Here is a 22138-nt window from a genome sequence, read left to right as displayed (position 1 = left end):
CGACGCGACGCGGGAGGCCGGTGTGACCGGATTCGAGGGCCTGTCGTGTTCGGCCGCCGCGGCGGCGGATATTCCGTTGCCGGGCAGCGCTACTCATGTCACCGGATGGTTGTGTGTCGAGCACCCAGGGGCGTGGGGGCGCGATGTGATCGGTGACGAAGTTCTGGGACCCGAGATCACCGCCGAGTTGGCGGCGCACACCAAGGCCGCCAGGGTGCGCCCGACTCTGATCCGACGACCGGGCCGCAACGAATCTACCGGTGCGCGAACGGTTCTCCTTGCAAGCTCCCGGCCGCAGGGTTCCTGGTGTGAACGGCTCGAGATCACCGATCTGAAGCAGCTGCTGGACCTCGACCTGCACCTGTTGAACGGTCCGGCGCCGGGAATCGGTGTGCCGGTGGATGATCCGGTGCTGGTGTGCGCGCACGGCAAGCGCGACCTGTGCTGCGCGCGGCTCGGTCGCCCGATCGCGGCCCGGCTGGCCGCCGCCCATCCGGACCGGGTCTGGGAGTGCTCGCACACCGGCGGTCACCGGTTCGCCCCCGCGGTGGTCCTGCTGCCCACCGGACTGACCTACGGCCGCGTGGACGGCGACGGCGCCGTCGCGGCGGTGGCGGCCGCGGACCGCAACGCGATATCGCTGGACGGATTTCGCGGGCGCAGCTGTTACACCCCGGTCGAGCAGGTCGCGGAAATCGCGGTGCGCGAACGGATTCCGGCCGCGGCGGACGACCTCACCGTGGCGTCGCCCGCGGCGAGCGATGCGCCGATCGGCGACCCGACCACCTTCGCCGGAGCCGCCCTGGTCACACACCGCGACGGCCGCCGCTGGCAGGTGACGGCCCACACCGTCGCCCACGCTCCCCGCCAGGCCAGCTGCGGCGCCGCGCCCAAACCCGCCACCGCGGTCGTCGCCGATCCACCCCGCGAACTCGTCTGACGCCACCCCTATCCTGTAGCCGTGAGTCACACTGTGGGGCAACAGCTCTCATGCATCACTCACGCACCCTGCAATGCCTGGAAGCTGCGGGACCGAACCGGCCCGACCTCGCCGCCGAGTTGCCGACAACGCCCGGTCGTACGACAGGTTCGCCACACCGGCCAGGATGTGTGCACCGACAGGCGGACACGATCTCAGCGGCGACGCCCGGCGGTTCGGCGGCGCTCGGCGCGGTGGGCGAGGGCATCGATGATGCGCTGCCATGCCGGTGACGCCTCGGAGATCCGGGACGAGATCAGCTGCGGGCTTTCCGGCTTATCACCCTCGTGTTCGATCTCCCAGGCGTCCAGGTCGTCGATGAGCCGGTCCAGGCGCGGATCGTCCGGGTCCCAGTCGACCGCCTGATCGCAGGCGAGATACAGGCGCAGCGTCTCGGGGTCGTCGAGGCCCGCGGTCTTGTCCCGGATCCGCTGCGGCACGGCCTGCGGGTCCAGTGCCTGCAGCAGGATCCACGAGTCGCGCTCGAGCAGCACCCGCTGTTCGCTCACCCCGAGCCCGCGCATCCGATTCAGGATGGCGACCACCTCGGGCGGCAGCACGAGGCTCTCACCGCTCGCCAGGTCGGCGATGCGGCCGCGGTATTCGGTGAGCTGGTCGATCTTGCGCTGCAGTTCGGCGTCGATGTCGGCGATGGCCGCGTCGAACTCGGTCGGCCGGGCGTGCAGCAGCGCATCGATACGGGCCAGCGGAACACCGGCGTCGGCGAGCGTCCTGATCCGGATCAGATCCACCGCGGCCTGCGCGCTGTAGCGGCGGTAACCGGACGCATCGCGCTCGGGCTCGGGCAGCAGTCCGACCTGGTGGTAGTGACGAACGGTGCGCACGGTCACGCCCGCGGCCGCCGCGAGCTGTCCGATCGTGAGCACCGTTCCCCTCGGGTCTTCGTGAAATACGACGGTGCCGAGTCTAAGGGGATGGTGCGCTGGTGAAGCGTGCGGAGTTGGCGGGGGTGCGGGGGTGATGCGCCGTGGAGTTGGCGGGGTACGGGGGTGATGCGCCGTGGAGTTGGCGGGGGTACAGGGGCGATGCGCCGCGGAGTTGGCGGGGGCGCGAACACAGGGGGCGGGCAGTCGAGGTCAGTGGCGCGCCACCCGGTCGATGACGTCGCGGATCGCGTGGACCACGGCGTCGGGGCGGTCGAAGCAGAGCCGGTGGTGGAGGGTGTCGGTGAGGATGCGCTGTTCCCCGTGCGAGACCCCGCCCACCAGCGCCGCGTCCATGCGGGTCTTGGCGTCGTGCATCTCCTGCGAGGTCATCGCGTGCTGGGCGGGGTCGTCGCCCGTCACGGTGAGCGCGACCGACGGCACGTCGGGGATGCCGGGTCCCGCCCGCAGCTCGGTGGCCAGTGCGGTCAGGGCGGAACGCTCGGCGACGCCGACCCGTAACCATTCGTCGCTCACCTTGGCGTCGACCAGGGGTTGCCGGATGTGTTCCGGGTAGTCCGCGAGCAGTTCGGCGTGTATCTCGTGCAGGGCCGGGCGCATCTGCCGGAGCTGCTCCGGATCCGGCGCCATCCGCTCGGTCGCCGCGAAACTCGCTGCGGGCGGCACGAAGTCGTCCCAGTCGCGGTGCAGGGTGTCCAGCCAGACCATGCCCGCCACGTCCTGCGGGTACAGCTGTGCGAACCGATGCGCGTAGAGGCCGCCGAGCGAGTGCGCCGCGAGAACGTATGGCGCGGAGATGTTCTGGGCACGCAGCAGCTCGCGCAGCTCCGCGGCGACCTCGGCGGCGGTGCGCGGCAGGGGCAGCGAATCGCTGTATCCCGTGCCGCCGCGGTCGTACAGCACGGCGGTGGTGAACTGCGAAACCTGTTGCTGGACACCGAAATAGTCCAGTCCGACCGCGCTCGCGCCGGGCAGGAATACGGTGGCCGGTCCGCCGCTGCCCGCTCGATGTACGAAAATACGGCGGCCGCCGATCTTCTGGAACCCTCCGATCGGCGGCGCGAGCCGCTCCGTGGAAATGCTGTCGTTCGTCATGCGACCAGCCTCCAACCCTGACGCAGCGTCAGGGTCAACCCTCTGCGTCGCGATACCCGAAATGTGCTGGTCAACGCTGTCTGTTACCGATGGTGCCGCAGCGCGGCTTTCGCCGCAGTGTCGCTCGAGTTGCTACTTGTGCCGCACAGCGAACCGCGCTCGGCGCACATGTCGCCGCTGTCGTTCCCGTCTGTCGCATCGGCCTACCGGTGCGGCCTCGCTCACCAATAGGTGCCGGGGACCAGCCGGGCGGCGCGGCGCAGGGCGGTACGTGTCACCCGGCCCGCGGCCGTGGAATTGCGGCGGGGTTCGCGTTGGGGGACAAGGGCTTCCGAGTCGGGGGATTCATCCTGCGGGGCCTCGCCCTTGGCGGCGGCGGAATCCGGCAGCGCGCGGTAGTAGCGGTGCAGGATGCGGTCCTTCAGGCGCGGGGTGAACAGGGTGCCGTACTCGGCCAGCGTGCCGATCGGCACGTCGATGCGTTTCGGCCGCTCGGTGAGGGCCCGCACGACGGTCGCCGCGGCCCACTCGGGCGACTCCGACGGTCCCTGCTTGCCGCTCGGCGCGATCATCGGCGTGCGCACCAGCGGCATGTGGATGGTGGTGAAAGTGACGTTGTCGGCGAGCATTTCGGCCGCGGTCACCTCGGCGAACTTGTCCAGTGCGGCCTTGGAGGCCAGGTAGGCGGCGAAGCGCGGGGTGGCGACCTGCACGCCCGCACTGGAGATGTTGACGATGTGGCCGAATTTGCGCTCGCGCATCTGTGGCAGCAGCGCCAGCGTCATCCGGACCGCGCCGAAGTAGTTCACCGCCATGGTGCGCTCGAAATCGTGCAGCCGGTCGGTGGAGCGGTGCACGGCGCGGCGGATGGACCGGCCGGCGTTGTTGACCAGCATGTCGACGTGGCCGTGTTCGTCGAGGATGGTCTTGACGGTGTGCTCGACGGATTCGGAGTCGGTGACGTCGCACTGGTAGCCGTGGGCCTCGCCGCCCGCGGCCCGGATCTCGTCGACCACGGCCGCCAGCTCGTCGCCGCGGCGGGCGAGCAGGAAGAGCACGGCACCCCGCTCGGCGACCGCGAACGCGGCGGATCGGCCGATGCCGGAGGAGGCGCCGGTGATCAGGACATGTCTGCCGGTCAGGTCCCGGCGGGCGCGCCGACGGGCCAGATAGCCCGGTTCGACGGCGTCCACGGGCCCGCCGCCTGCGTGGTTGTCGGTCATCGCTGCTCCCTTGCGCGTCGATTCGACTCGAACTTACTCCATAGTAAGTTACGCCGCCAGGGTGCTATCGATCCTCCTCGCCGGTGCCGGGTTGCAGGGCGCGGATCACGAGGGTGGCGAGGTGGTCGGCGAACTCGGCGTCGACCGGGCGGCGGGTGAGGAAGTGGCGGAAGTGGATCGGCGCGATGAGTAGTTCGATGGCGACGCGGGCATCGGTGCCGCGCGGGAGCTCACCTCGGGCCACGGCGCGCTCGATCATCACCTTGTTGACATGATATCTCCTGTCCCAGAAGGTATCTCGTGCCTGGGTGATCTCCTCGGAATCAGGAATGAAGGCCAGCGCGCGGGCGAGACCGTGGCCCAGGGGGGTGTCCAGGTAGCCGATGAGTGCGGTAGCGAAGGCGGTAAGGTCGCCGTGCAGGGTGCCGGTATCGGGCAGCGGCAGTGTGCGCTCGCTCGCGGTCAGCATGACGTCGAGGATCAGATTCTCGCGGGTCCCCCAGCGCCGGTAGATGGAGCTGTCGCGCACGCCGGCGCGGCGGCTGATGTCAGGGATGCCTACTTGATCGACGCCACGCTCGTCGACGGCCTCGAGTACGGCGCGGTGGACGGCTTCCTTGACCTTCGCCGCGCGACCTCCGGGTCGGCGCTGCGGCGCGACGTTCTCGGCTCCGGGCACCCCACCATGTTAAAGCAGAACCTCTTGCTTTTGATCGTCTGGCATGCCTACTCTCGTTAAAGCAGTAGATTCTGCAATTTGCGATACGGAGTGAGAGGCGAGACAGTGACGTCGTTGCTGGAACTGGCGCAGCGCCTGACGGTCAGCGCGTGCGCGATGACCCACACCACCGAACACGCGGCCCGCCGTCGGGGCGTCGCCCCCTTCCTGCCCCGGTTGTTCGCCGACAGGTTCGGCCATCTGGGTGGGATCCATCGGGACCGGTTCGGCGCCGAGCTAGCCGGTTGCCGGTCGTTCGAGGACGCTCGCTGGGCCGGTTACTGGGAGGACTTCGCCGCCGAGCACCTCGCCCGCGCCGATGCGGCGCTCCTGCGACTGGGCGGCCCCGGGGCACACCAACTGCTCGATCAGGAGTTCGACCCGGGTGCCCTCGGGGAACTCCTCGCACCGGCGGTGACCATTCTCGCCGACCGCGGGACCGTGGCCGATCCCGCTGCGGTCGAACGGTTTTGCGCCGAACACCCCGACGCCACCGATGCCGCTGTCGCGCTGGACGGCCTGATCAAGGCGCTGACCTACGAGTTCGTCGCCGCGTGGCCGGGTTGGAGCCCGCAGCGGTTGCGCGCGTACGAACGATCCCACCGCCTGTGCGAGGTGCTGCTGCTCGCATTGGCACCCGCGATGGGCATGATCATCGAAGCGGTACAGATCCCGATCGGCGGCGGTGATCGGGTGCGTGGGTTCCTCATGCTTCCGGTGGGCGCCGCCGCAGTGCCGACCCTACTGGCCACGAACGGACTGGAGGGCACGCTGGCCGAGATGGCGATTCCCCTCCTCGCCCAACGCGGCAACGGTATGGGCACCTTTGTGATGGAGATGCCCGGCACCTACTCCTACGAACGGCCGCTGACACCGGCTTCCGAGGGGATCTATTCGAAGGTCATCGATTACCTGGTCGCCGATCCCCGCATCGATGGCGACCGAATCGGCATGGTGGGCTTCAGTTTCGGTGCCTACTGGTCCGTCCGCATGGCTGCGACGGATCCTCGGTTGCAGGTCGCCGTCGCCAACGGGCCGCTCTCCCATCGCAGCTTCGGCCCGCTCAATTCGATCGGGATGCCGGAGATCATGGTGTCGACCCTGAGCAACACCCTGGGGGCCGGGAACACCGCGGATCTTGCGCGGCGACTGCGGAACCTGTCGCTGACCGAGCTGTGCCGCCGGATCGAGATCCCGCTGCTGGTGATCAACGGGGCTCGCGACACGCTGGTCAGCACCCGGGATTCGATCGATATCGCCATCGACGCCGCGAACGCGCAACTGGTGCTTTACGCCGATGACGACCACTGCGCCATGGGCAATGCCGAGCACTGGTCGGCATTGACGGCGCGGTTCCTCGCCGACCATCTGGCCGCCCCCGGCGCGGCGTGCTGAGCACCGGTTCGACGCGGCCGCTGCCGCGGCTGCGGCGCGTTCTCAACCGCGGCGAACGTCGTATCGATACGCACATCGACATCGGTGAAGGCTGGCGCGCTTACGGCGAACCCGGCGGTCCGACAGGCATTGTCATGACTCCGCATGCGTTCACCGCGGATTTCGAGATCGCCCGCTACGACACCCTCGGGCTGGCCGACGGGGCCACGGTGCTGCCGGTGTGCCCGGTGTCCTTCCGCGACTTCATGATCTTCGAGAAGCACGCCGTCGACGCCGCTCGCGGCTTGGCCAAGCGTTTCGTGCCCGCCGGTTACCGGGTCGCCAGGGCCTACGAGGCGCTGACCCGGCGCACCTTCCCGGCGTTTCGGCCGCACCCGCTGTGGTATCGCCAGCCGATCTACTACATGTCCAATGCGCTGACCATCGTGCCGTCCGGGGTTCCGATCGCTGCCCCTTCCTACAGCCGGGCACTGGATTTCGAGCTCGAACTGGGCGTCGTACTGGGAGAGCCGCTGCGCGATGCCACCGTCGAGCAGGCTGCGGCCGCGATCGCGGCGGTGGTCGTGGTCAACGACTTCTCCGCCCGCGACAAGCAGTTGGCCGAAATGCGCTCCGGTTTCGGGCCGCAACGGTCCAAACACTTCGCCACATCGATGTCGGCCACCGCGGTGGCGGGACCGGCGATCGCCGACCGTCTCGACAGCCTGACCGCCACGGTGTCCGTCAACGGAAATGTGGTCTCGCGCACCGGAACTCACGCCATGCGGTACTCCATGGCCGAGGCGATCGCCCACGTGTCCCGCGGCGAGCAGCTCTACCCTGGCGAACTGCTGTCCTCGGGCACCCTGCCCGGCGGCAGCGGCATGGAGCTGGGCCGCTGGCCGGTCTCCGGCGACGATCTGCGACTGGAGATCGACGGCATCGGCGTCATAGAACATCGGATTCTGTAGTGAGAGAAGCACACCCGTGAAAATCGAGCAGGTCTCCGACTCCGTCCACGTCGTGGCCGGCACGAACGTCAACTGGGCTCTGGTCAGCGACGGCTCCGGCGTCACCCTCATCGATGCGGGGTATCCCGCCGATACCGGCGACGTGCTCGGATCGGTGCGGCAGATCGGCCATCGGCTCACCGATATCGCCGCCGTGCTGATCACCCACGCTCACCTCGATCACATCGGGGCGATTCCCGCGCTCGTCGAACGGGTGGGGATGCCCGTCTACGCCGGTGCAGAGGAAGTCCGGCACGCCAAACGTGAATACCTGCAACAGATCACCCTTGCCGGAATGGTCAGGCAGCTCACCACCCGCCGCGGGCGCCGCTGGGTCGCGCACACCCTGCGCGCGATTCACGGCCACGTCGGTATGGCGATCCCCTCCGCGACGACCGGCGACGCCACGACCCTGGCGGCGCTGCCCGGCGGCCTCGTCGCGATACCGACCCCCGGCCACACCAGCGGCCACACCGCCTACCTCCTGCCGTCGGAAGCTGTCCTGTTCTCCGGCGACGCGCTGGTCACCGGGCACCCCCTACTTCGTGATACCGGACCGCAGTTGCTGCCGACGGTGTTCAACCATGACGAAACCCGCACCCGCGACAGCGCCGTGCGGCTGTGCGGCCAACCGGCCCGGACGCTTGTCCCCGGGCACGGCCCGTCCATCGATGTCGAGCCGGGACGGCTCCAGGGGTGCGGCGAAACGCCGTCCACTCGCGAGTGGTGAGTTGCCCTCGAAGTACGGCCCGCTAGACTCAGTATATTCGAATATATGTTCGATTACCATGGGTTGGTCGGAGGTGTGTATGGGCTGGGGTAACGGCCCGCCGACGTGGGCGGAGATGGAGCGGGTGCTGTCCGGGCGGCCCGGCCGCGCCGACGATCCGCCCGGGGATGGGGGCGACAGCCCGGCCTGGTCGCACAAGCGCGGCAAGTATCGGGCGGGTCCGCGCCCGCGGTCCGATGAACCGGTGGTGCCGTACGCCGAGCTGCACGCGCATTCCGCCTACAGCTTCCTCGACGGCGCCGGACAGCCGGAGGACCTGGTGGAGGAGGCGGTGCGGCTGGGGCTGGAGGCGCTCGCCCTCACCGATCACGACGGGCTGTACGGGGTGGTGCGGTTCGCCGAGGCGGCGCGGGAGTGGGGGATGCCGACGGTGTTCGGCGCGGAGCTGTCCCTGGGGGAGCCGGAATCGTCGACGGGAAACCTGTTTTCGTCATCCGGGAATGGCGAAGACGTCGCGCGGCGGAGCAAAGAGTCGGCATGGTCGGATTCCGAACCTCGTGCCGGTGCCCCGGATCCCGCGGGGCCGCACCTCTTGGTCCTGGCGCGGGGCCAGGAGGGCTATCGCCGTCTGTCGCGGGAGATTTCGGCCGCGCACATGGCGGCGGGGGAGAAGGGGATCCTGCGCTACGACCTGGACCGGCTCACCGAGGCCGCGGGCGGGCACTGGCAGATTCTCACCGGATGCCGCAAAGGTCATGTGCGCCAGGCGCTGCGGCACGGTGATGCGGAGGCCGCGGCGGCGCTGCGGGATCTGGTGGAACGCTTCGGCCCGGACCGGGTGACCGTGGAACTCACCCACCACGGCGTTCCCGAGGACGACGAGCGCAATGCCCGGCTGGTCGCCCTCGCCGACAGCGCCGGGTTGCCCGTGATAGCCACTACCGCAGCGCATTTCGCCGCTCCCGCGCAGCGCCGCCGCGCGATGGCGCTGGCGGCGATCCGGGCCCGGCAGAGCCTGGACGAGATGGCCGGGTGGCTGGCTCCCGCCGGAGGCGCGCACCTGCGCTCGGGCGCCGAGATGGCGCGGCTGTTCGCGGCCTGCCCGCAGGTGGTGCCCAATGCCGTTGCGCTGGCCTGGGAATGCGCCTTCGACCTGAAACTCATTGCGCCCCAGCTGCCCCCGTTCGTCGTCCCGGCCGGGCACGACGAGGACTCCTGGCTACGCAAACTGGCCCTCGACGGCGCCGCCCGGCGATACGGGCCCCGGGCGGGGAATGCCAAGGCGTACAGCCAGATCGAGTATGAGCTGGGGATTATCGAGCGCATGCACTTCCCCGGCTACTTCCTGGTGGTGCACGACATCGTCGACTTCTGCGAGCAGAACGACATCCTGTGCCAGGGCCGGGGCTCGGCCGCCAACTCCGCGGTCTGCTACGCGATCGGCATCACCAACGTCGACCCGGTGACCAACGATCTGCTGTTCGAACGGTTTCTGTCGCCGGAGCGCGATGGCCCGCCCGATATCGACATCGACATCGAATCCGATCGCCGCGAGGAGGCGATCCAGCACGTCTACGCCAAGTACGGCCGTGAGTACGCCGCCCAGGTGGCCAACGTGATCACCTATCGTGGCAAGTCGGCGGTGCGCGATGCCGCTCGGGCGCTGGGCTTTTCGCCCGGACAGCAGGACGCGTGGAGCAAGCAGGTCAGCCGCTGGACCGGGGTGGCGGAGGAGACCCACACCGATATCCCCGGCGAGGTGCTGGCCCTGGCCGGTGAGATCGAGGGCCTGCCAAGGCATCTGGGCATCCACTCCGGCGGCATGGTGATCTGTGACCGGCCCGTCGCCGATGTGTGCCCGGTGGAGTGGGCGCGCATGCCCGGTCGCAGCGTCTTGCAGTGGGACAAGGACGATTGCGCCGCGGCGGGGCTGGTGAAGTTCGATCTGCTCGGCCTGGGCATGCTGTCGGCGCTGCACTACATGATCGACCTGGTGCACGAGCACACCGGCGAACGGATCGAGCTGTTCGAGCTGGACCTGCAGGAGCGCGCCGTCTACGAAATGCTGTGCCGCGCCGACTCGGTGGGGGTGTTCCAAGTGGAGTCGCGGGCGCAGATGGCCACCCTGCCGCGGCTGCGGCCGCGCAAGTTCTACGACCTGGTCGTGGAGGTGGCGCTGATCCGGCCCGGCCCCATCCAGGGCGGTTCGGTGCATCCCTACATCCGCCGTCGCAACGGCAGCGAGGAGGTCGTCTACGACCATGAGGCCCTGCGTAATTCGCTGTCGCGCACGCTGGGGGTGCCGCTGTTCCAGGAGCAGCTGATGCAGATGGCGGTCGATGTGGCCGGGTTCAGCGCGGTGGAGGCGGACCAGCTGCGCCGGGCGATGGGGTCCAAGCGATCCACGGAGAAGATGGAACGGCTGCGCGAGCGCTTCTATCAGGGAATGCTCGAATTGCACGGTATCACCGGCGAATTGGCGGACCGCATCTACGAAAAGGTGTATGCGTTCGCGAATTTCGGCTTCCCGGAAAGTCATTCGCAGAGCTTCGCCTCGCTGGTGTTCTATTCGGCCTGGTTCAAGCTGCATCATCCGGCGGCGTTCTGCGCCGGGCTGTTGAACGCGCAGCCGATGGGGTTCTATTCGCCGCAATCGCTGGTCGCCGACGCTCGGCGGCACGGGGTGGTGGTGCACGGCCCGGATATCAACCACAGCCGACCCGGCGCCACCCTGGAGCAGCGGGGTACGCAGGTGCGTCTCGGGCTCGCCGCGATCCGGCACATCGGCGACGATCTCGCCGAAAAGATCGTCGCCGCAAGGGAATCGGGTCCATATGCCTCGTTCCTGGATTTGACCGGGCGGGTGGAACTCACGGTGCCGCAGGCGGAATCGCTGGCCACCGCGGGCGCGCTGGGCAGCCTCGGAATCACCCGGCGGCAGGCATTGTGGGCGGCGGGCGCGGCGGCGGGGGAACGGACCGACCGGCTGCCCGGCACCGGCGCCACCACCGCCGCACCCGCCCTGCCCGGCATGAGCGAGCTGGAGTTGGCGGCGTCCGACGTCTGGGCGAGCGGCGTGTCGCCGGGCAGCTATCCGACCGAATTCCTGCGCTCGCACCTGGATTCGCTCGGGGCGCTCCCCGCCGCGCGGTTGTCTCAGGTGGCCGACGGGTCGAAAGTTCTTGTCGGGGGCGCTGTTACGCATCGTCAGCGGCCCGCGACCGCCGCCGGCGTCACCTTCGTCAACCTCGAGGACGAGACCGGCATGGTGAACGTAGTGTGCTCGGTGGGCCTGTGGCGCCGCTACCGCCGCGTAGCGCAGGGTGCGTCCGCCCTGCTGATCCGGGGCCGGGTGCAGAATGCCGAGGGCGCGGTCAGCGTGGTCGCCGAACACCTGCAGCGCCTGGATCTGCGGGTCGCCTCGAAGTCCCGCGATTTCCGCTGATCTCCGGGCGCGTGAGCCGGAGGGTTTGCCGACGCACCCCGTGCGTGTTCACGCACCCCCTGCAGCGCACGAAAGGGGGTGCGTGAATACGCAGGGGGTGCGGCTGTGTGCAGGGCCGTGACAGGCGCGAATGGGCGTGGATACCGTGGCGGCGGACGGAGAAGTGACGGCAAAGGGGGATGCATGTCCGGCTCGTGTGTTGTCGATACGGATGCGGTGCTGCGGTTCGGAATCGTTGCGCTGCAAGTGTTTCGAGATTTCTGTGCGGTCTTCGATACGGCGGCCGAGGCCGTCGTGACGATCGCGGACCTGATTCCGCAGAGCGAGACCGCTCCGCAATGGTGCGAATCGGCCGGTGCGGCAATCGATATCGTGCGGCGTAGCGTCGAGTGCTTCCGGCGCCTCGCCGAGCATACGGAGCAGGCAGTGGAGGCGTTCTCCGCGATCGACCGCTGCCACGCCGCCGACCTTCGGCGACTGGCGGCGGGGATATGATCCCGCCGCGGCCGGTCGTGCTGAGGTGGCGTGCGCTGGAGGCGGCCGACCTGCTGTGCGCGGAACTCGACCGCCGCATCGAGGAGTTGGAGACGCTGTCGGCCACGGTGCGCGATACCTGTCACCGCCTCGACGGCGACGGCTGGCAGGGCCTGTCCTACGACGCGGTGCGCGCCCATGTCGATGCGGCGCACCGGCAGCACCAGGTGCTGTGCGAGCATGCCGAGAAGCTGCGGGAGGCCGGGGCCCGGGCGCTGTCGGACCTGCACTACACGGCGCTGGCGCTGCTCGATTACGTGGCAGATGCCGAGGCCGCGGGGTGCAGGATCGCCGACGACTGGTCGGTCGTCGCGGGTGAGACCGCGCAGGAATGGGCCGAGGTCATCGCCGAGGCCGTGGCGGCAGTCGAGCGCGCCGACCAGCGGGGCCGGGCGGCAATCGCGGCGGTCGGCGCCGAAATAGCAGAACTGGCAAGGGCTTTCGACTTTCCGAGGCTTATCCTCGATGGTCTGGGGGCGCTCGTTACTCCGGGTGGGCAGACAACTCCCGATGTGCATCGTCCCGGCGGGCCGGAAACCGCGGACCGGACCGGATCGGGGGAGGTGCCCGGAACCGCGAACGAGGAACCGCGTCCCGGGCCTTCGGGCCGACCGGACGATGAGCCGATTCCGTCCGATGCGTCTCCGCCCGGGGCCGGTGAAGTGCCAACGGAACCGCCGCCGCCTGACGATGTATTCGAGCCTGAGGGGAGCACCTCTGGTGTTCTCGCCGCAGCCGAGGACGGGGAGTCGGCTGAGTCCGCGGAGGGCGCACCCAGTGCCGAGGGGAGCGCACAGAGCACGCCCTCCGCGGCTGAGGACGCGGAATCGGTTGAGCCTGCGGCAACGGTCCCTGGTACCGCACGATCCGATGAAACAACTTCGGCGGCACCGGGTCCGGCTACTTCGGCGCAAGACGGTCAGTTCGGCCCAGTCGGGCGGGGCATGCCTGGCACTCCCGCCGAGACCGCTGCGGTGCTGACCGCGAACCCGCATAACCAGGGCGAGCCATCCGAAACCGGCGTGGTCGCCTCAGTCCCGGCCGCGCAGCCGCACACCGCGATCGATCCGCCGCCCGGGATCACCGCCGAACAACTCGTCGCGATCATGCCGGACCTGCCGCTGGATCGGGCGCAGGAGTATCTGCCCGCGCTCAACACCGCCATGGCCGAGGGCGGGATCACCACGCCGCCACGGCAGGCCGCGTTTCTGGCGCAGCTGGCTCACGAGAGCTGTCAGCTCCGCTACTTCGAAGAACTGGGCGACGACGACTACTTCAGCCAGTACGACCCGGGCCAGCCGAACACGGCCGCCGGCAATACCGAACCCGGTGACGGTCCCCGCTACCACGGCCGCGGCCCCATCCAGCTGACCGGCAGGGGCAACTACCGGGCGGCGGGCGAGGCGCTGGGCCTCGATCTCGAGGGTAATCCCGAACTGGCGGCCGCGCCGGACATCGGATTCCGAATTGCCCAGTGGTACTGGACATCCCGCGATATCAACACGCTCGCGGACATGGGCGATTTCGCCGCGGTCACCCAGGCCGTCAACGGCGGCTTCAACGGTCTCGCCGCGCGCGAGGAGTATTTCCAGCGAGCCCTGGCGGTACTGGGATGAGCGCGGCCGGACCGCGGAAGGCGGGTGGGAAATGCGCCGGATGGCTACGCTGCGTCCCATGAGAAAAGTGGCGGTTCTGTCGGCCGGTCTGCTGACGCTCGCACTGCTCGCCGGATGCGGCTCCGATGACAAGGGCACCTCCGACGCGCTGTCGAAGAGCGACGGGCGCGCGGCGACCGCGCCCGCGGCGCCGCCCGCGCTGCGCGAACAGGCGCCGAAGAGTCCGAAACTGCAGGAAGACAACGCCACGGAGGTGACGGCCGAACGCAAGGAGGTTGTCACCGGCAGCGTCGATATCACCACCGCCGACCCGATCGGCGGCGCCGCCAAGGTCGTTGACCGGGTGGAGGCCGTGAAAGGCCGCGTGGACTCCCGCTCCGAGCAGCCCGGTACCGACACCACCGAACCCCGTGCGACGCTGACCATTCGGGTGCCCGCCGACAAGACCGACGAGTTCATCAACGGCCTGAACGGAGTCGGGGAGCTCACCAGCGTCTCCACCCAGCGCGAAGACGTGACCATGCAGTGGCAGGATCTCGACGCGCGGATCAAGGCCCTGCAGGCGTCGGTCGATCGGCTGCGGGCGCTGGTCGCCGGTGCCGCCAGCACCGCCGATCTCATCGCCGCCGAGAACGCGCTGTCGAGCCGGCAGGGCGAGCTGGACAGCCTCACTGCCCGCAAGCGCCAACTCGACGACGAGGTCGCCCTGTCCACTCTCACCATCGAACTCGACACCGACGAGCCGCCGGGGTCGGAACCCGACAACTACTGGAGCCGGATCGTCGACGGCTGGAACTCGCTGCTGGATGCGCTGAAGTCGACCGGCGCCGCCATCCCGTGGCTCGGTTTCCTCCTGCTGCTGGCCGCCCTCGCCTGGGTGGCCCGCCGCATCGTGCGGGCCCGCCGCCGCCCGGCTACGGTGCCCTCGAACCGCGAAAAGCCCTCTTCCGCAACAGAACCAGGGTCGGGAGAGAATCAGCCCGAGAAGGGCGACCCCGGGACGAGCGGCGCTGAGAGCAGCGGCACCGAGAAGCCCAGTGCCACTGGGAAGGATGCCAGTGAGGAAGGCGACGCGGGAGAGGATGCGTCCGAGAAGTCCTAGTTGCCACTGGACAAGCCCGGCCCCCGTTAGGAAGAGATCCCGTCGTCGCGGCCCGAGGGGCCGCGACGACGGGAATAGGAGAGGTGGGCTGCGGTGGCGGGGTGCGTGGTGGCGACGGCTGCAGTGGCGGGGTGCGCGGTGACGAGAGCTGCGGTGGCAGGGGTGCGCGGTGACGAGGGGATTGTGGCGACGGGATGGGAGAGGTCGGGTTGCGGTGGCGGGGTGCGTGGCGGCGAGAGCCGTGATGGCGGGGGTATGCGGTGGCGAGGGGCTGCGGCGACGGGGTGCGAGAGGGGACGGGTTGCGCGGCGGGGATGTGTGGTGGCGCGAGGGACGCGGTGGTGAGAGCCGTGGTGGCGGGGGTGCGAGGTGGCGAGGGGATTGTGGCGACGGGAATGGGAGCGGTGGGTCGTGGTGGCGGGGTGCGCGGTGGTGAGAGCCGCGGTGGCGGGGTGCGTGGTGGCGAGGGGCCTCGGCGACGGGTTGCGCGGTGGCGCGAGGGACGCGGTGGCGAGAGGAGAACGGGGTGAGGAAGGCGGGGTTGAGTGGGGGTAGGGCTGGGTCGTTCGGGAGGTGTTGTGGCGTCCAAAGTTGTTCGGGTGGTTATCAAGCCGAATAGTAAGAAGGGGCCGTTGGTCGAGGTTCTCGGTGATGGCACCATGCAGTTGTTTGTGCGTGCTCCGGCCGTTGAGGGTAAGGCCAACAAGGCTGCGATCGAACTGTTGGCGAGTCACTATGGAGTACCCAAGTCGGCGGTGCGTCTGGTCGCCGGTGTCACGTCGCGATTCAAACGGTTCGAGATCGACGTCTGACTCACACCGCCCATCGACGTCTGACTCACACCGCCCCGGGGAATCCCAGCTGCCGCCACGCCTCGTACACCGCCACCGCCGCGGCATTGGACAGGTTCATCGACCGCCGCCCCGGCAGCATGGGAATGCGCAGTTGGCCGGTGATGTGGGCGTCGGCGAGCACGTCCTCGGGCAGGCCGGTCGGCTCGGGCCCGAACAGCAGCACGTCCCCCTTGCGATACGCGATATCGGTATTGCGCGTATCGGCCCGCGTCGTGAACGCGAAAACCCGCTCGGGCCGGATGGATTCCCACGCGGCGGCGAGGCTGCCGTGCACCGTGACCGACGCCAGATCGTGGTAGTCCAGCCCCGCCCGCCGCAGCTTGGGCTCGGACAGGTCGAACCCCAGCGGCTCGATCAGATGCAGCTGACACCCCGTCCCGGCCGCCAGCCGGATGGCATTACCGGTGTTCGGTGGGATCCGAGGCTCGAAGAACACGACGTGGAGCACGGCCACCAGCATGGCACGAGGGGTTCGGCACCCGAACGTCGCCGCAATGCGAGAATCGGAACCGTGACCGAAGCCCCTGTGACTCCCGCACAGCACCCCGGCCCGGCCGACCGGTTCTTCCGCACCCACCTGCCGATGCTGCTCGTGGTGGCGGTCCTGCTGGTGGCGGTGGTGTTCATGGCGCAGGACCGCTGGCGTCGCGGCGCGTTCGTCATCGGGGGCGCCACGCTGCTGGCGGCGGCGCTGCGGCTGTCCCTGCCGACCGTCCGGGTGGGCCTGCTGGCGGTCCGCAGCAAACCGTTCGACGTCGGCGCCTATGCCGTGCTCGGCGCCGCCATCATCGCTCTGGCCGCCACCATCAACACCCTCGGCATCGGCTGAGCGACGCACCGGTCCGGACGGCGGTGTGCTCCCACTACCGCACCCGAGACCTCCGCTCAGCTGCCTACCCCGTGCACGCCGCCTCACCGATTGCAGAGGGCGAGCCGTGCGTGCACAGAGCAGGGGAGACAGCACCGGGGTTGAGGCTCAGGCCAGCGCAGGCTCCGGTCGAGAGGCGTCGTGGTCTGCGCGCGACCTCTGCGGATCGCCGCCACGCACCGTCCTGGTCGATCCGATCGTCGCCAGCACCACCAGCCCGATTCCCGCCCACTGCGCGATCCGGAGTTCCTCGCCCAGCAGCAGGAATCCGATGCCCGCGGCCACGGCCGGTTCCGCGCTCATCAGCACCCCGAAGATCGAGGTGGGCATGCGCCGCAGCGCCTCCAGCTCGACCAGATGCGGGACCAGAGACGAGAACACGGCGACGCCGAGCGCACACAGCGGCAGCAGTGGATCGGCCAGCAGCGCCCCGGCATCGGCGACCACGAACGGCAGCGCCATCATCCCGCCGAACGCCATCGCGAGTGCGAGACCGTCACTGCCGCTGGTCCGTTCGCCCAGTACCGCGCTGCAGGCGACATAGCTGCCCCAGCCGATTCCGGCCGCGACCGCGAACAGCACGCCGGTCCACGACACCGGCCCGCCGGATCGCATCAGGAGCACGACACCGGCCCCGGCCAGCACCACCCACACCGCGTCCAGCCGCCGCCGCGAGTTCACCAGCGCGACCGTCAGCGGTCCGAGGAATTCGATGGTGACCGCCATACCCAGCGGAATGCGGTCGATCGCCGCGTAGAAGCAGAGGTTCATTCCCGCGATGGCGGCGCCGAATCCGGCGATCGCGGGGAGCGCGCGCCGGTCCACGCGCAGGGCGGGCCGCCACACCAGCAGCGCGATGAGGCCCGCGAGCAGCAGCCGCACGCCCGCGGCCGTGGTGGCACCGGTCAGCTCGAGCAGATACTTGGCGACGGCGGAGCCGAGCTGGATGCCGATCATGCTGCCGAGCACCAGCGCGGGTGCGGGCACGGTCGCGAAGACGCGCGGCAGGGTGGATAAGGGAAGCTGGCCGGCCGAGGTGGCCACGGAGACTCCGTTCCGATGACAGGCCGGATCACCGGACGTCCCCGCCCGGCATGGCCACCATCTTCATGTATTGCGTTGTGCTGCAAGGAAATATGAGATAGCCCGGCATCGTGGTGCGAGCGGTCCCGTGGGTCCGCGGCCGGATTGCCTGTGGTGTGCGACCACGGGCGCGAAGGATCAGACCGGAGTCGACTCCGGAATACAATGAGGAACGAAATGCCGTGCGGCCGCGAGGTATTCGCGCGAAGGCCGAGGCTCAGTGCAACCGTGTCCCACGGGGTAACCGTATCTCACGACCCGAACGGTAGATAGCCAAGGAAACGGTTTGTTAACGGGCGTATTGCTGAATGTCGTTCGGCGCGTGGCGGTCCGCCCCGCGAACTGTGATCTCGGGCATTCCGGAGCATCCCGCGCATGAATCAGCTTGCTCCGGCCCGCGTCTCCGACGGCCCGCGCGGCGGAACCCGCTCAGCGCCCCGCCCGCGCCGTCCGCACCAGTTCCATCGTCTCCACCAGCAGCTTGCCGACCGCCTCGGTCTCGGTGAGGAAGCCGTCGTGCCCGTCGCGCGAGTGCACCACCTCGAGGCCCTTGCAGCCGGGCAGCAGATCGGCCAGCTCCTGCTGGGTGCGCAGCGGGTACAGCCGGTCGGAGTCGACGCCGCCGACGATGCACGGCACCGGGGTGGCGGCCAGCGCGGCCGCGATCCCGCCGCGCCCGCGGCCCACATCGTGCCGGTTCATCGCCTCGGTCAGCAGCACGTAGGTGGCGGCGTCGAAGCGCTGCACCAGCTTCTTCGCCTGATACTCCAGGTAGCTCTGCACCGCGTAGCGCCCGCCGTCGCGGGGGTCCTCGTCGCCCTGCGCGTGGTTCTCGAAGCGGTGGTCGAGCTCGAATTCGGTGCGGTAGCTCAGGTGCGCGATGCGGCGCGCGATCCCGAGGCCCGCGGTCGGCGCCCGCCCGGTGTCGTGATAGTTCCCGCCCTGCCAGTCCGGATCGGACCGGATGGCCGCGATCTGGGTGGTCTGGGTGCCGATCTGATCGGCGGTGGCGCGTGCCCCGACGGCCAGCACCAGCGCCGCCTCCACCCGCTGCGGATGGCCGACCATCCACTCCAGCACCCGCATGCCGCCCATGGAGCCGCCGACCACGGCGGCGAGCCGCTCGATGCCCAGCAGATCGCACAGCGCCACCTCGGCGGTCACCTGGTCGCGGATCGAGGTTTCGGGAAACCTTGCGCCCCAAGGCTTCCCGTCCGGAGCGGGCGTGGCCGGCCCGGTGCTGCCCTTGCAGCCGCCGAGCACGTTGGTGGCGATGACGCACCATTCGTCGGTGTCCAGCGCGGCGCCCGGCCCCACGATGCCGTCCCACCAGCCCGGCAGCGAATGCAGTTCGTCGGGCCCCCCGACCACGTGCGAATCCCCGGTGAGCGCGTGCTCGACGAGCACGATGTTGTCCAGTTCGGGCGACAGCTCACCCCAGCGCTGCACGGCCAGCTCGACATCGGGGACGACCGCCCCGCTCTCGAGCCGCACGTCCCCGATCGCGATGGTGCCGAGCCGCCCGTCCGGCGGCGGCAACAGCCGTGCCGCCGCGGCTACGGTGCTCGGTTCCGTGCTCACGGTCACCGCGCCGCCGCCGCGTACGAGGGCATGACAAGGGAACGCACATCCCCGATGTTATCGGCACGTCCGTACAGCTCTGACGGGTCCATGCACTTCGCGGGCGCGGTCGGGTCGCTCATGTACTTCTCCAGAATGGGGTCGCCGAGAGTCCGGTGTCTGCTATCGGGTACCGCATAGCGAACAGCGACAAGACATTTCGGTGACCTCCTGATAGTCGCGCTTGCCCTCGGCTCTCGAGGGCCGGGTCATCACCCGGAGCACCCCACCGCAACTGGAGGGTTGCCGGCCAGCAAGCCGGGGCTTCGCGCTGGCACTCATGACCTGACCTTGGATGGTAGCGGATCGGATAAGCGACGGGCCAGGCAAGGTCGAGCAGGAGAAATCTCCCCGCGGCTCACTCCCGCCGCGCTCCCGCGCAGGGCACCGCACACGTCCGCACGAATTCCTCGTAGGCCGTGGTCACGGCGGTCACGGCCAGCTCGGCGGTGCGCTTGTCGACGTCGTCGAGCTCGCATTCCAGGCCGGTGCGGCAGATGGCGTTGAAGATTCCGCTGATCATGCGTACCTGCATCGCATCGGGCGTGGTGCCGAGGCGTTCGGCGAGCACCGGGCCGGTGGCGCGCAGCTTGTTGTCGACGAATTCGAGGCTGTGCGCGCGCACGGTGGGACTGACGCGAATGATCCGGTGTGTCTGCTCGAACCACCGGAACGAGATGGGTTCGTCGTTGGTGATGACGCTGTCCATCATCGCCAGATAGGCGTCGAACAGCGATTGCAGCTCGTTGCCGATGACCGGCTGGCGGCGCAACTGCTCGGCGAGGGCGTTGCCCCAGTCCTCGATGGGGGCGACGACGATGTCCTCCTTCGATTCGAAGTACCGGTTCACCGTCCGCGGCGAGACGTCGGCCGCCTCCGCGATCTGCTCGACGGTGGTCGCCTCGAAACCGTTCGCGTCACACAGCTCCAGCGCCACCTCGACGATGCGCCGCCGGGTCTGCAGCTTCTTGCGTTCGCGCAGGCCGGGCTGGGCGGGACGCAGCGGTGAGTCGAGCATGCCCCGATTCTATCGCCCTCGCGTCCTATTGTGACGAAGCCCGACATATGTCGCAGTCAGACATTTTTCTCTTGACGACATTTGTCTGACGGTGCCACGATGGCTGCACGTTCTTTCCGACAGGAGTCCCCCTCATGCCCGAAACCGGGACAGCAGACCTCGAATCCCCCGACTCGACCGCGCCGCGCAGCTCGGCGCGCTGGTGGGCGCTGGGCGTGATCGCCCTGGCCCAGCTCATGGTGGTGCTGGACGCCACCATCGTCACCATCTCGCTGCCCTTCGCCCAGCAGGATCTGCAGATCAGCGAGGGTGACAAGCAGTGGGTGCTGACCGCCTACACGCTGATCTTCGGCGGCCTGCTGCTGCTCGGCGGCCGGATGGCCGACTATCTCGGCCGCCGCCGCATGTTCCTGGTCGGCCTGGTCGGCTTCGCCGCCGCGTCCGCGCTGGCCGGGCTCGCCCAGAACGGCCCGCAGCTGTTCGCCGGTCGCGCATTGCAGGGTGCGTTCGGTGCGCTGCTGGCCCCGGCGGCGCTGTCGCTGGTGTCGATCACCTTCACCGAGCCGAAGGAGCGCGCCCGGGCGTTCGGCGTCTATGCGGGCGTCTCCGGCGGCGGTGCGGCGATCGGCCTGGTCGCCGGGGGCGCGCTCACCGAATACGCCGACTGGCGCTGGTGCCTGCTGGTCAACACCCCGGTGGCGTTGATCGCGCTGATCGGCGCGCTCGCCTTCGTGATCAAGGACGTGCCGACCCCGCGGACCGGCGGCTACGACCTGCCCGGCGCGATCACGGTGACCCTGGGCCTGATCAGCGTCGTGTACGGATTCAGCCGCGCCGCCGAGGACGGCTGGCTGGCGAGCACCACCCTCGGGCTGCTGATCGCCGGTGTGGCGCTGCTGATCGCCTTCGTCGCCATCGAGCGCCGCTCGCCGAATCCGCTGCTGCCGCTGCGCATCCCGGGTGAAATCAACCGCGGCGGCTCGTTCCTGGTGGCGCTGCTGGTGCCGATCGCGATGTTCGCGATGTTCCTCAATCTCACCTACTACCTGCAGGTCACGCTCGGCTACTCGGCGCTGAAGGCCGGTGTCGCGTTCCTGCCGTTCCCCGTCGGCATCGTGATCTCGGCGGGCATCACCAGCGCCCTGCTGCCGAAGCTGGGCCCGCGCCCGCTGATGATCGCGGGCGGCGTGCTCGGCATCGCGGGCCTGCTGTACCTGGCACAGCTGAGCTACGGCGACAGCTTCGCCGCCAGCGTGCTGCCCGCCATGGTGCTGATCGCCCTCGGGATGGGTCCGCTGTTCGTCGCCATGCAGACCACCGCGCTGCACCAGGTCGACGCCGAGGACTCCGGTGTGGCCAGTGCGCTGCTCAATGCCGCGCAGCAGGTCGGCGGCGCCATCGGCACCGCGCTGCTCACCACCATCTCGGTGCAGGTGGCCCAGCGGTACGCGGAGAACAATCCGGGCGTCGACAATCTGCCCGCGCGTGCCGCGATCCACAGCTACGACGTCGCGTTCTACCTCGGCGCCGGGTTCTTCCTGCTGGCCGCGGTGATCGTGGCGCTGATGATCCGGGACAAACCGGAGAACCTGATCGAGGGATCCGAGCGCGCCGCAGTCGCTGTCTGATTACTCACAGCGCGTACGCGAGCAACGACCCCGCCGAAGGCTGGGGACGGGCGCACTTCCAGCGAATGTGCGTCCGCGCCCCGGCTTCCGGCGTTCTTTGCCGCGACGCCGCAGGTCGCGCGAGGAACAGGGGTCCGACGGGGCGGAATGCGGGAACGAACCTCGCCGTTGACCAGGTTGTTGCCAGAAGTCCGGGTGTGTGACGAGGCTATCTCTCAATGGGACAGCCCCTGGAAGTGAGACCCAGCGCACCAGTACGCTTGTCTTGTTTAGACCTCGAGTCTCCGTGGACAACACGGGGCGTATACGTTGTCTGTTGAACAGCTAGGGTCCGCT

At 69.2% G+C, this 22138-nt stretch carries 18 protein-coding genes, 1 pseudogene and 1 riboswitch; of the genes and pseudogenes, 11 read left to right on the top strand and 8 right to left on the bottom strand.

What is annotated here, in order from left to right:
• Window positions 1-22 precede the first annotated feature (22 nt).
• On the top strand, window positions 23-940 hold the full coding sequence (locus tag NM1_RS05805) for a ferredoxin family protein (RefSeq protein ID WP_068014668.1): 918 nt from the start codon (window positions 23-25) through the stop codon (window positions 938-940).
• 194 nt (window positions 941-1134) lie between these two features.
• Here NM1_RS05805 and NM1_RS05800 read toward each other — a convergent pair whose 3' ends face one another.
• The 4 genes and pseudogenes from NM1_RS05800 to NM1_RS05785 all read right to left on the bottom strand — a co-directional run bounded on the left by NM1_RS05800 (window position 1135) and on the right by NM1_RS05785 (window position 4881).
• Window positions 1135-1866, bottom strand: a complete 732-nt coding sequence (locus NM1_RS05800; protein ID WP_068014666.1) for a MerR family transcriptional regulator — start codon at window positions 1864-1866, stop codon at window positions 1135-1137.
• A 210-nt stretch (window positions 1867-2076) separates the two neighbouring features.
• Window positions 2077-2979 (bottom strand): alpha/beta fold hydrolase, encoded by a 903-nt coding sequence (locus NM1_RS05795; protein ID WP_068014664.1) that lies wholly within the window; start codon window positions 2977-2979, stop codon window positions 2077-2079.
• A gap of 221 nt (window positions 2980-3200) precedes the next feature.
• Window positions 3201-4163, bottom strand: a pseudogene (locus tag NM1_RS05790) (SDR family NAD(P)-dependent oxidoreductase); the annotation flags it as partial.
• A gap of 103 nt (window positions 4164-4266) precedes the next feature.
• On the bottom strand, window positions 4267-4881 hold the full coding sequence (locus NM1_RS05785) for a TetR/AcrR family transcriptional regulator (protein ID WP_068014660.1): 615 nt from the start codon (window positions 4879-4881) through the stop codon (window positions 4267-4269).
• A gap of 105 nt (window positions 4882-4986) precedes the next feature.
• Between NM1_RS05785 and NM1_RS05780 the strand changes: the two genes are divergently transcribed.
• The 8 genes from NM1_RS05780 to NM1_RS05745 all read left to right on the top strand — a co-directional run bounded on the left by NM1_RS05780 (window position 4987) and on the right by NM1_RS05745 (window position 15543).
• Complete coding sequence (locus NM1_RS05780; RefSeq protein ID WP_246011116.1) at window positions 4987-6315, top strand: alpha/beta hydrolase family protein; 1329 nt, start codon at window positions 4987-4989, stop codon at window positions 6313-6315.
• Between the two features lie 134 nt (window positions 6316-6449).
• Window positions 6450-7265, top strand: coding sequence for a fumarylacetoacetate hydrolase family protein (locus NM1_RS05775; RefSeq protein WP_114699535.1), 816 nt, complete (start codon window positions 6450-6452; stop codon window positions 7263-7265).
• 16 nt (window positions 7266-7281) lie between these two features.
• Window positions 7282-8034 carry an MBL fold metallo-hydrolase gene (locus NM1_RS05770; protein ID WP_068014658.1) on the top strand — a complete coding sequence of 251 codons (753 nt, stop codon included), beginning with the start codon at window positions 7282-7284 and terminating at the stop codon, window positions 8032-8034.
• 79 nt (window positions 8035-8113) lie between these two features.
• Complete coding sequence (locus NM1_RS05765) at window positions 8114-11479, top strand: error-prone DNA polymerase (RefSeq protein WP_068014656.1); 3366 nt, start codon at window positions 8114-8116, stop codon at window positions 11477-11479.
• 183 nt (window positions 11480-11662) lie between these two features.
• Window positions 11663-11974: a hypothetical protein gene (locus NM1_RS05760; RefSeq protein WP_147288942.1), complete on the top strand. Its 312-nt coding sequence runs from the start codon at window positions 11663-11665 to the stop codon at window positions 11972-11974.
• Entirely contained in the window at window positions 11971-13629 is a 1659-nt protein-coding gene (locus NM1_RS43500; protein ID WP_211339377.1) for a glycoside hydrolase family 19 protein, read from the top strand. The genes NM1_RS05760 and NM1_RS43500 overlap by 4 nt, the downstream gene beginning before the upstream one ends.
• A gap of 58 nt (window positions 13630-13687) precedes the next feature.
• Entirely contained in the window at window positions 13688-14731 is a 1044-nt protein-coding gene (locus tag NM1_RS05750) for a DUF4349 domain-containing protein (protein ID WP_114699507.1), read from the top strand.
• Between the two features lie 599 nt (window positions 14732-15330).
• Window positions 15331-15543 carry a DUF167 domain-containing protein gene (locus tag NM1_RS05745; protein ID WP_373864021.1) on the top strand — a complete coding sequence of 71 codons (213 nt, stop codon included), beginning with the start codon at window positions 15331-15333 and terminating at the stop codon, window positions 15541-15543.
• 25 nt (window positions 15544-15568) lie between these two features.
• Here NM1_RS05745 and NM1_RS05740 read toward each other — a convergent pair whose 3' ends face one another.
• Window positions 15569-16045 (bottom strand): tRNA (cytidine(34)-2'-O)-methyltransferase, encoded by a 477-nt coding sequence (locus NM1_RS05740; protein ID WP_068014649.1) that lies wholly within the window; start codon window positions 16043-16045, stop codon window positions 15569-15571.
• A 123-nt stretch (window positions 16046-16168) separates the two neighbouring features.
• Between NM1_RS05740 and NM1_RS05735 the strand changes: the two genes are divergently transcribed.
• Window positions 16169-16414 (top strand): DUF3017 domain-containing protein, encoded by a 246-nt coding sequence (locus NM1_RS05735; protein ID WP_068014722.1) that lies wholly within the window; start codon window positions 16169-16171, stop codon window positions 16412-16414.
• Between the two features lie 147 nt (window positions 16415-16561).
• On the opposite strand, the gene NM1_RS05730 is transcribed toward NM1_RS05735, so the two are convergent.
• From NM1_RS05730 to NM1_RS05720, 3 genes are all read right to left on the bottom strand, one after another.
• Window positions 16562-17497 carry an EamA family transporter gene (locus NM1_RS05730; protein WP_068014647.1) on the bottom strand — a complete coding sequence of 312 codons (936 nt, stop codon included), beginning with the start codon at window positions 17495-17497 and terminating at the stop codon, window positions 16562-16564.
• Window positions 17498-17965: 468 nt separating this feature from the next.
• A complete protein-coding gene (gene metX / locus NM1_RS05725) occupies window positions 17966-19078 on the bottom strand; it encodes a homoserine O-acetyltransferase MetX (protein ID WP_068014720.1) in 1113 nt (370 codons plus the stop codon).
• 253 nt (window positions 19079-19331) lie between these two features.
• Window positions 19332-19442: riboswitch (SAM riboswitch) on the bottom strand.
• 72 nt (window positions 19443-19514) lie between these two features.
• On the bottom strand, window positions 19515-20174 hold the full coding sequence (locus tag NM1_RS05720) for a TetR/AcrR family transcriptional regulator (protein ID WP_068014645.1): 660 nt from the start codon (window positions 20172-20174) through the stop codon (window positions 19515-19517).
• A gap of 134 nt (window positions 20175-20308) precedes the next feature.
• Here NM1_RS05720 and NM1_RS05715 point away from each other — a divergent pair, with 134 nt between their 5' ends.
• Window positions 20309-21802 carry an MFS transporter gene (locus NM1_RS05715; protein WP_068014643.1) on the top strand — a complete coding sequence of 498 codons (1494 nt, stop codon included), beginning with the start codon at window positions 20309-20311 and terminating at the stop codon, window positions 21800-21802.
• Window positions 21803-22138 lie beyond the last annotated feature (336 nt).

Origin of the sequence: Nocardia mexicana NBRC 108244 (assembly GCF_001613165.1) — a bacterium.
GTDB classification, from domain to species: Bacteria; Actinomycetota; Actinomycetes; order Mycobacteriales; family Mycobacteriaceae; genus Nocardia; species Nocardia mexicana.
This window is presented reverse-complemented; position numbering and strand designations above follow the sequence as displayed.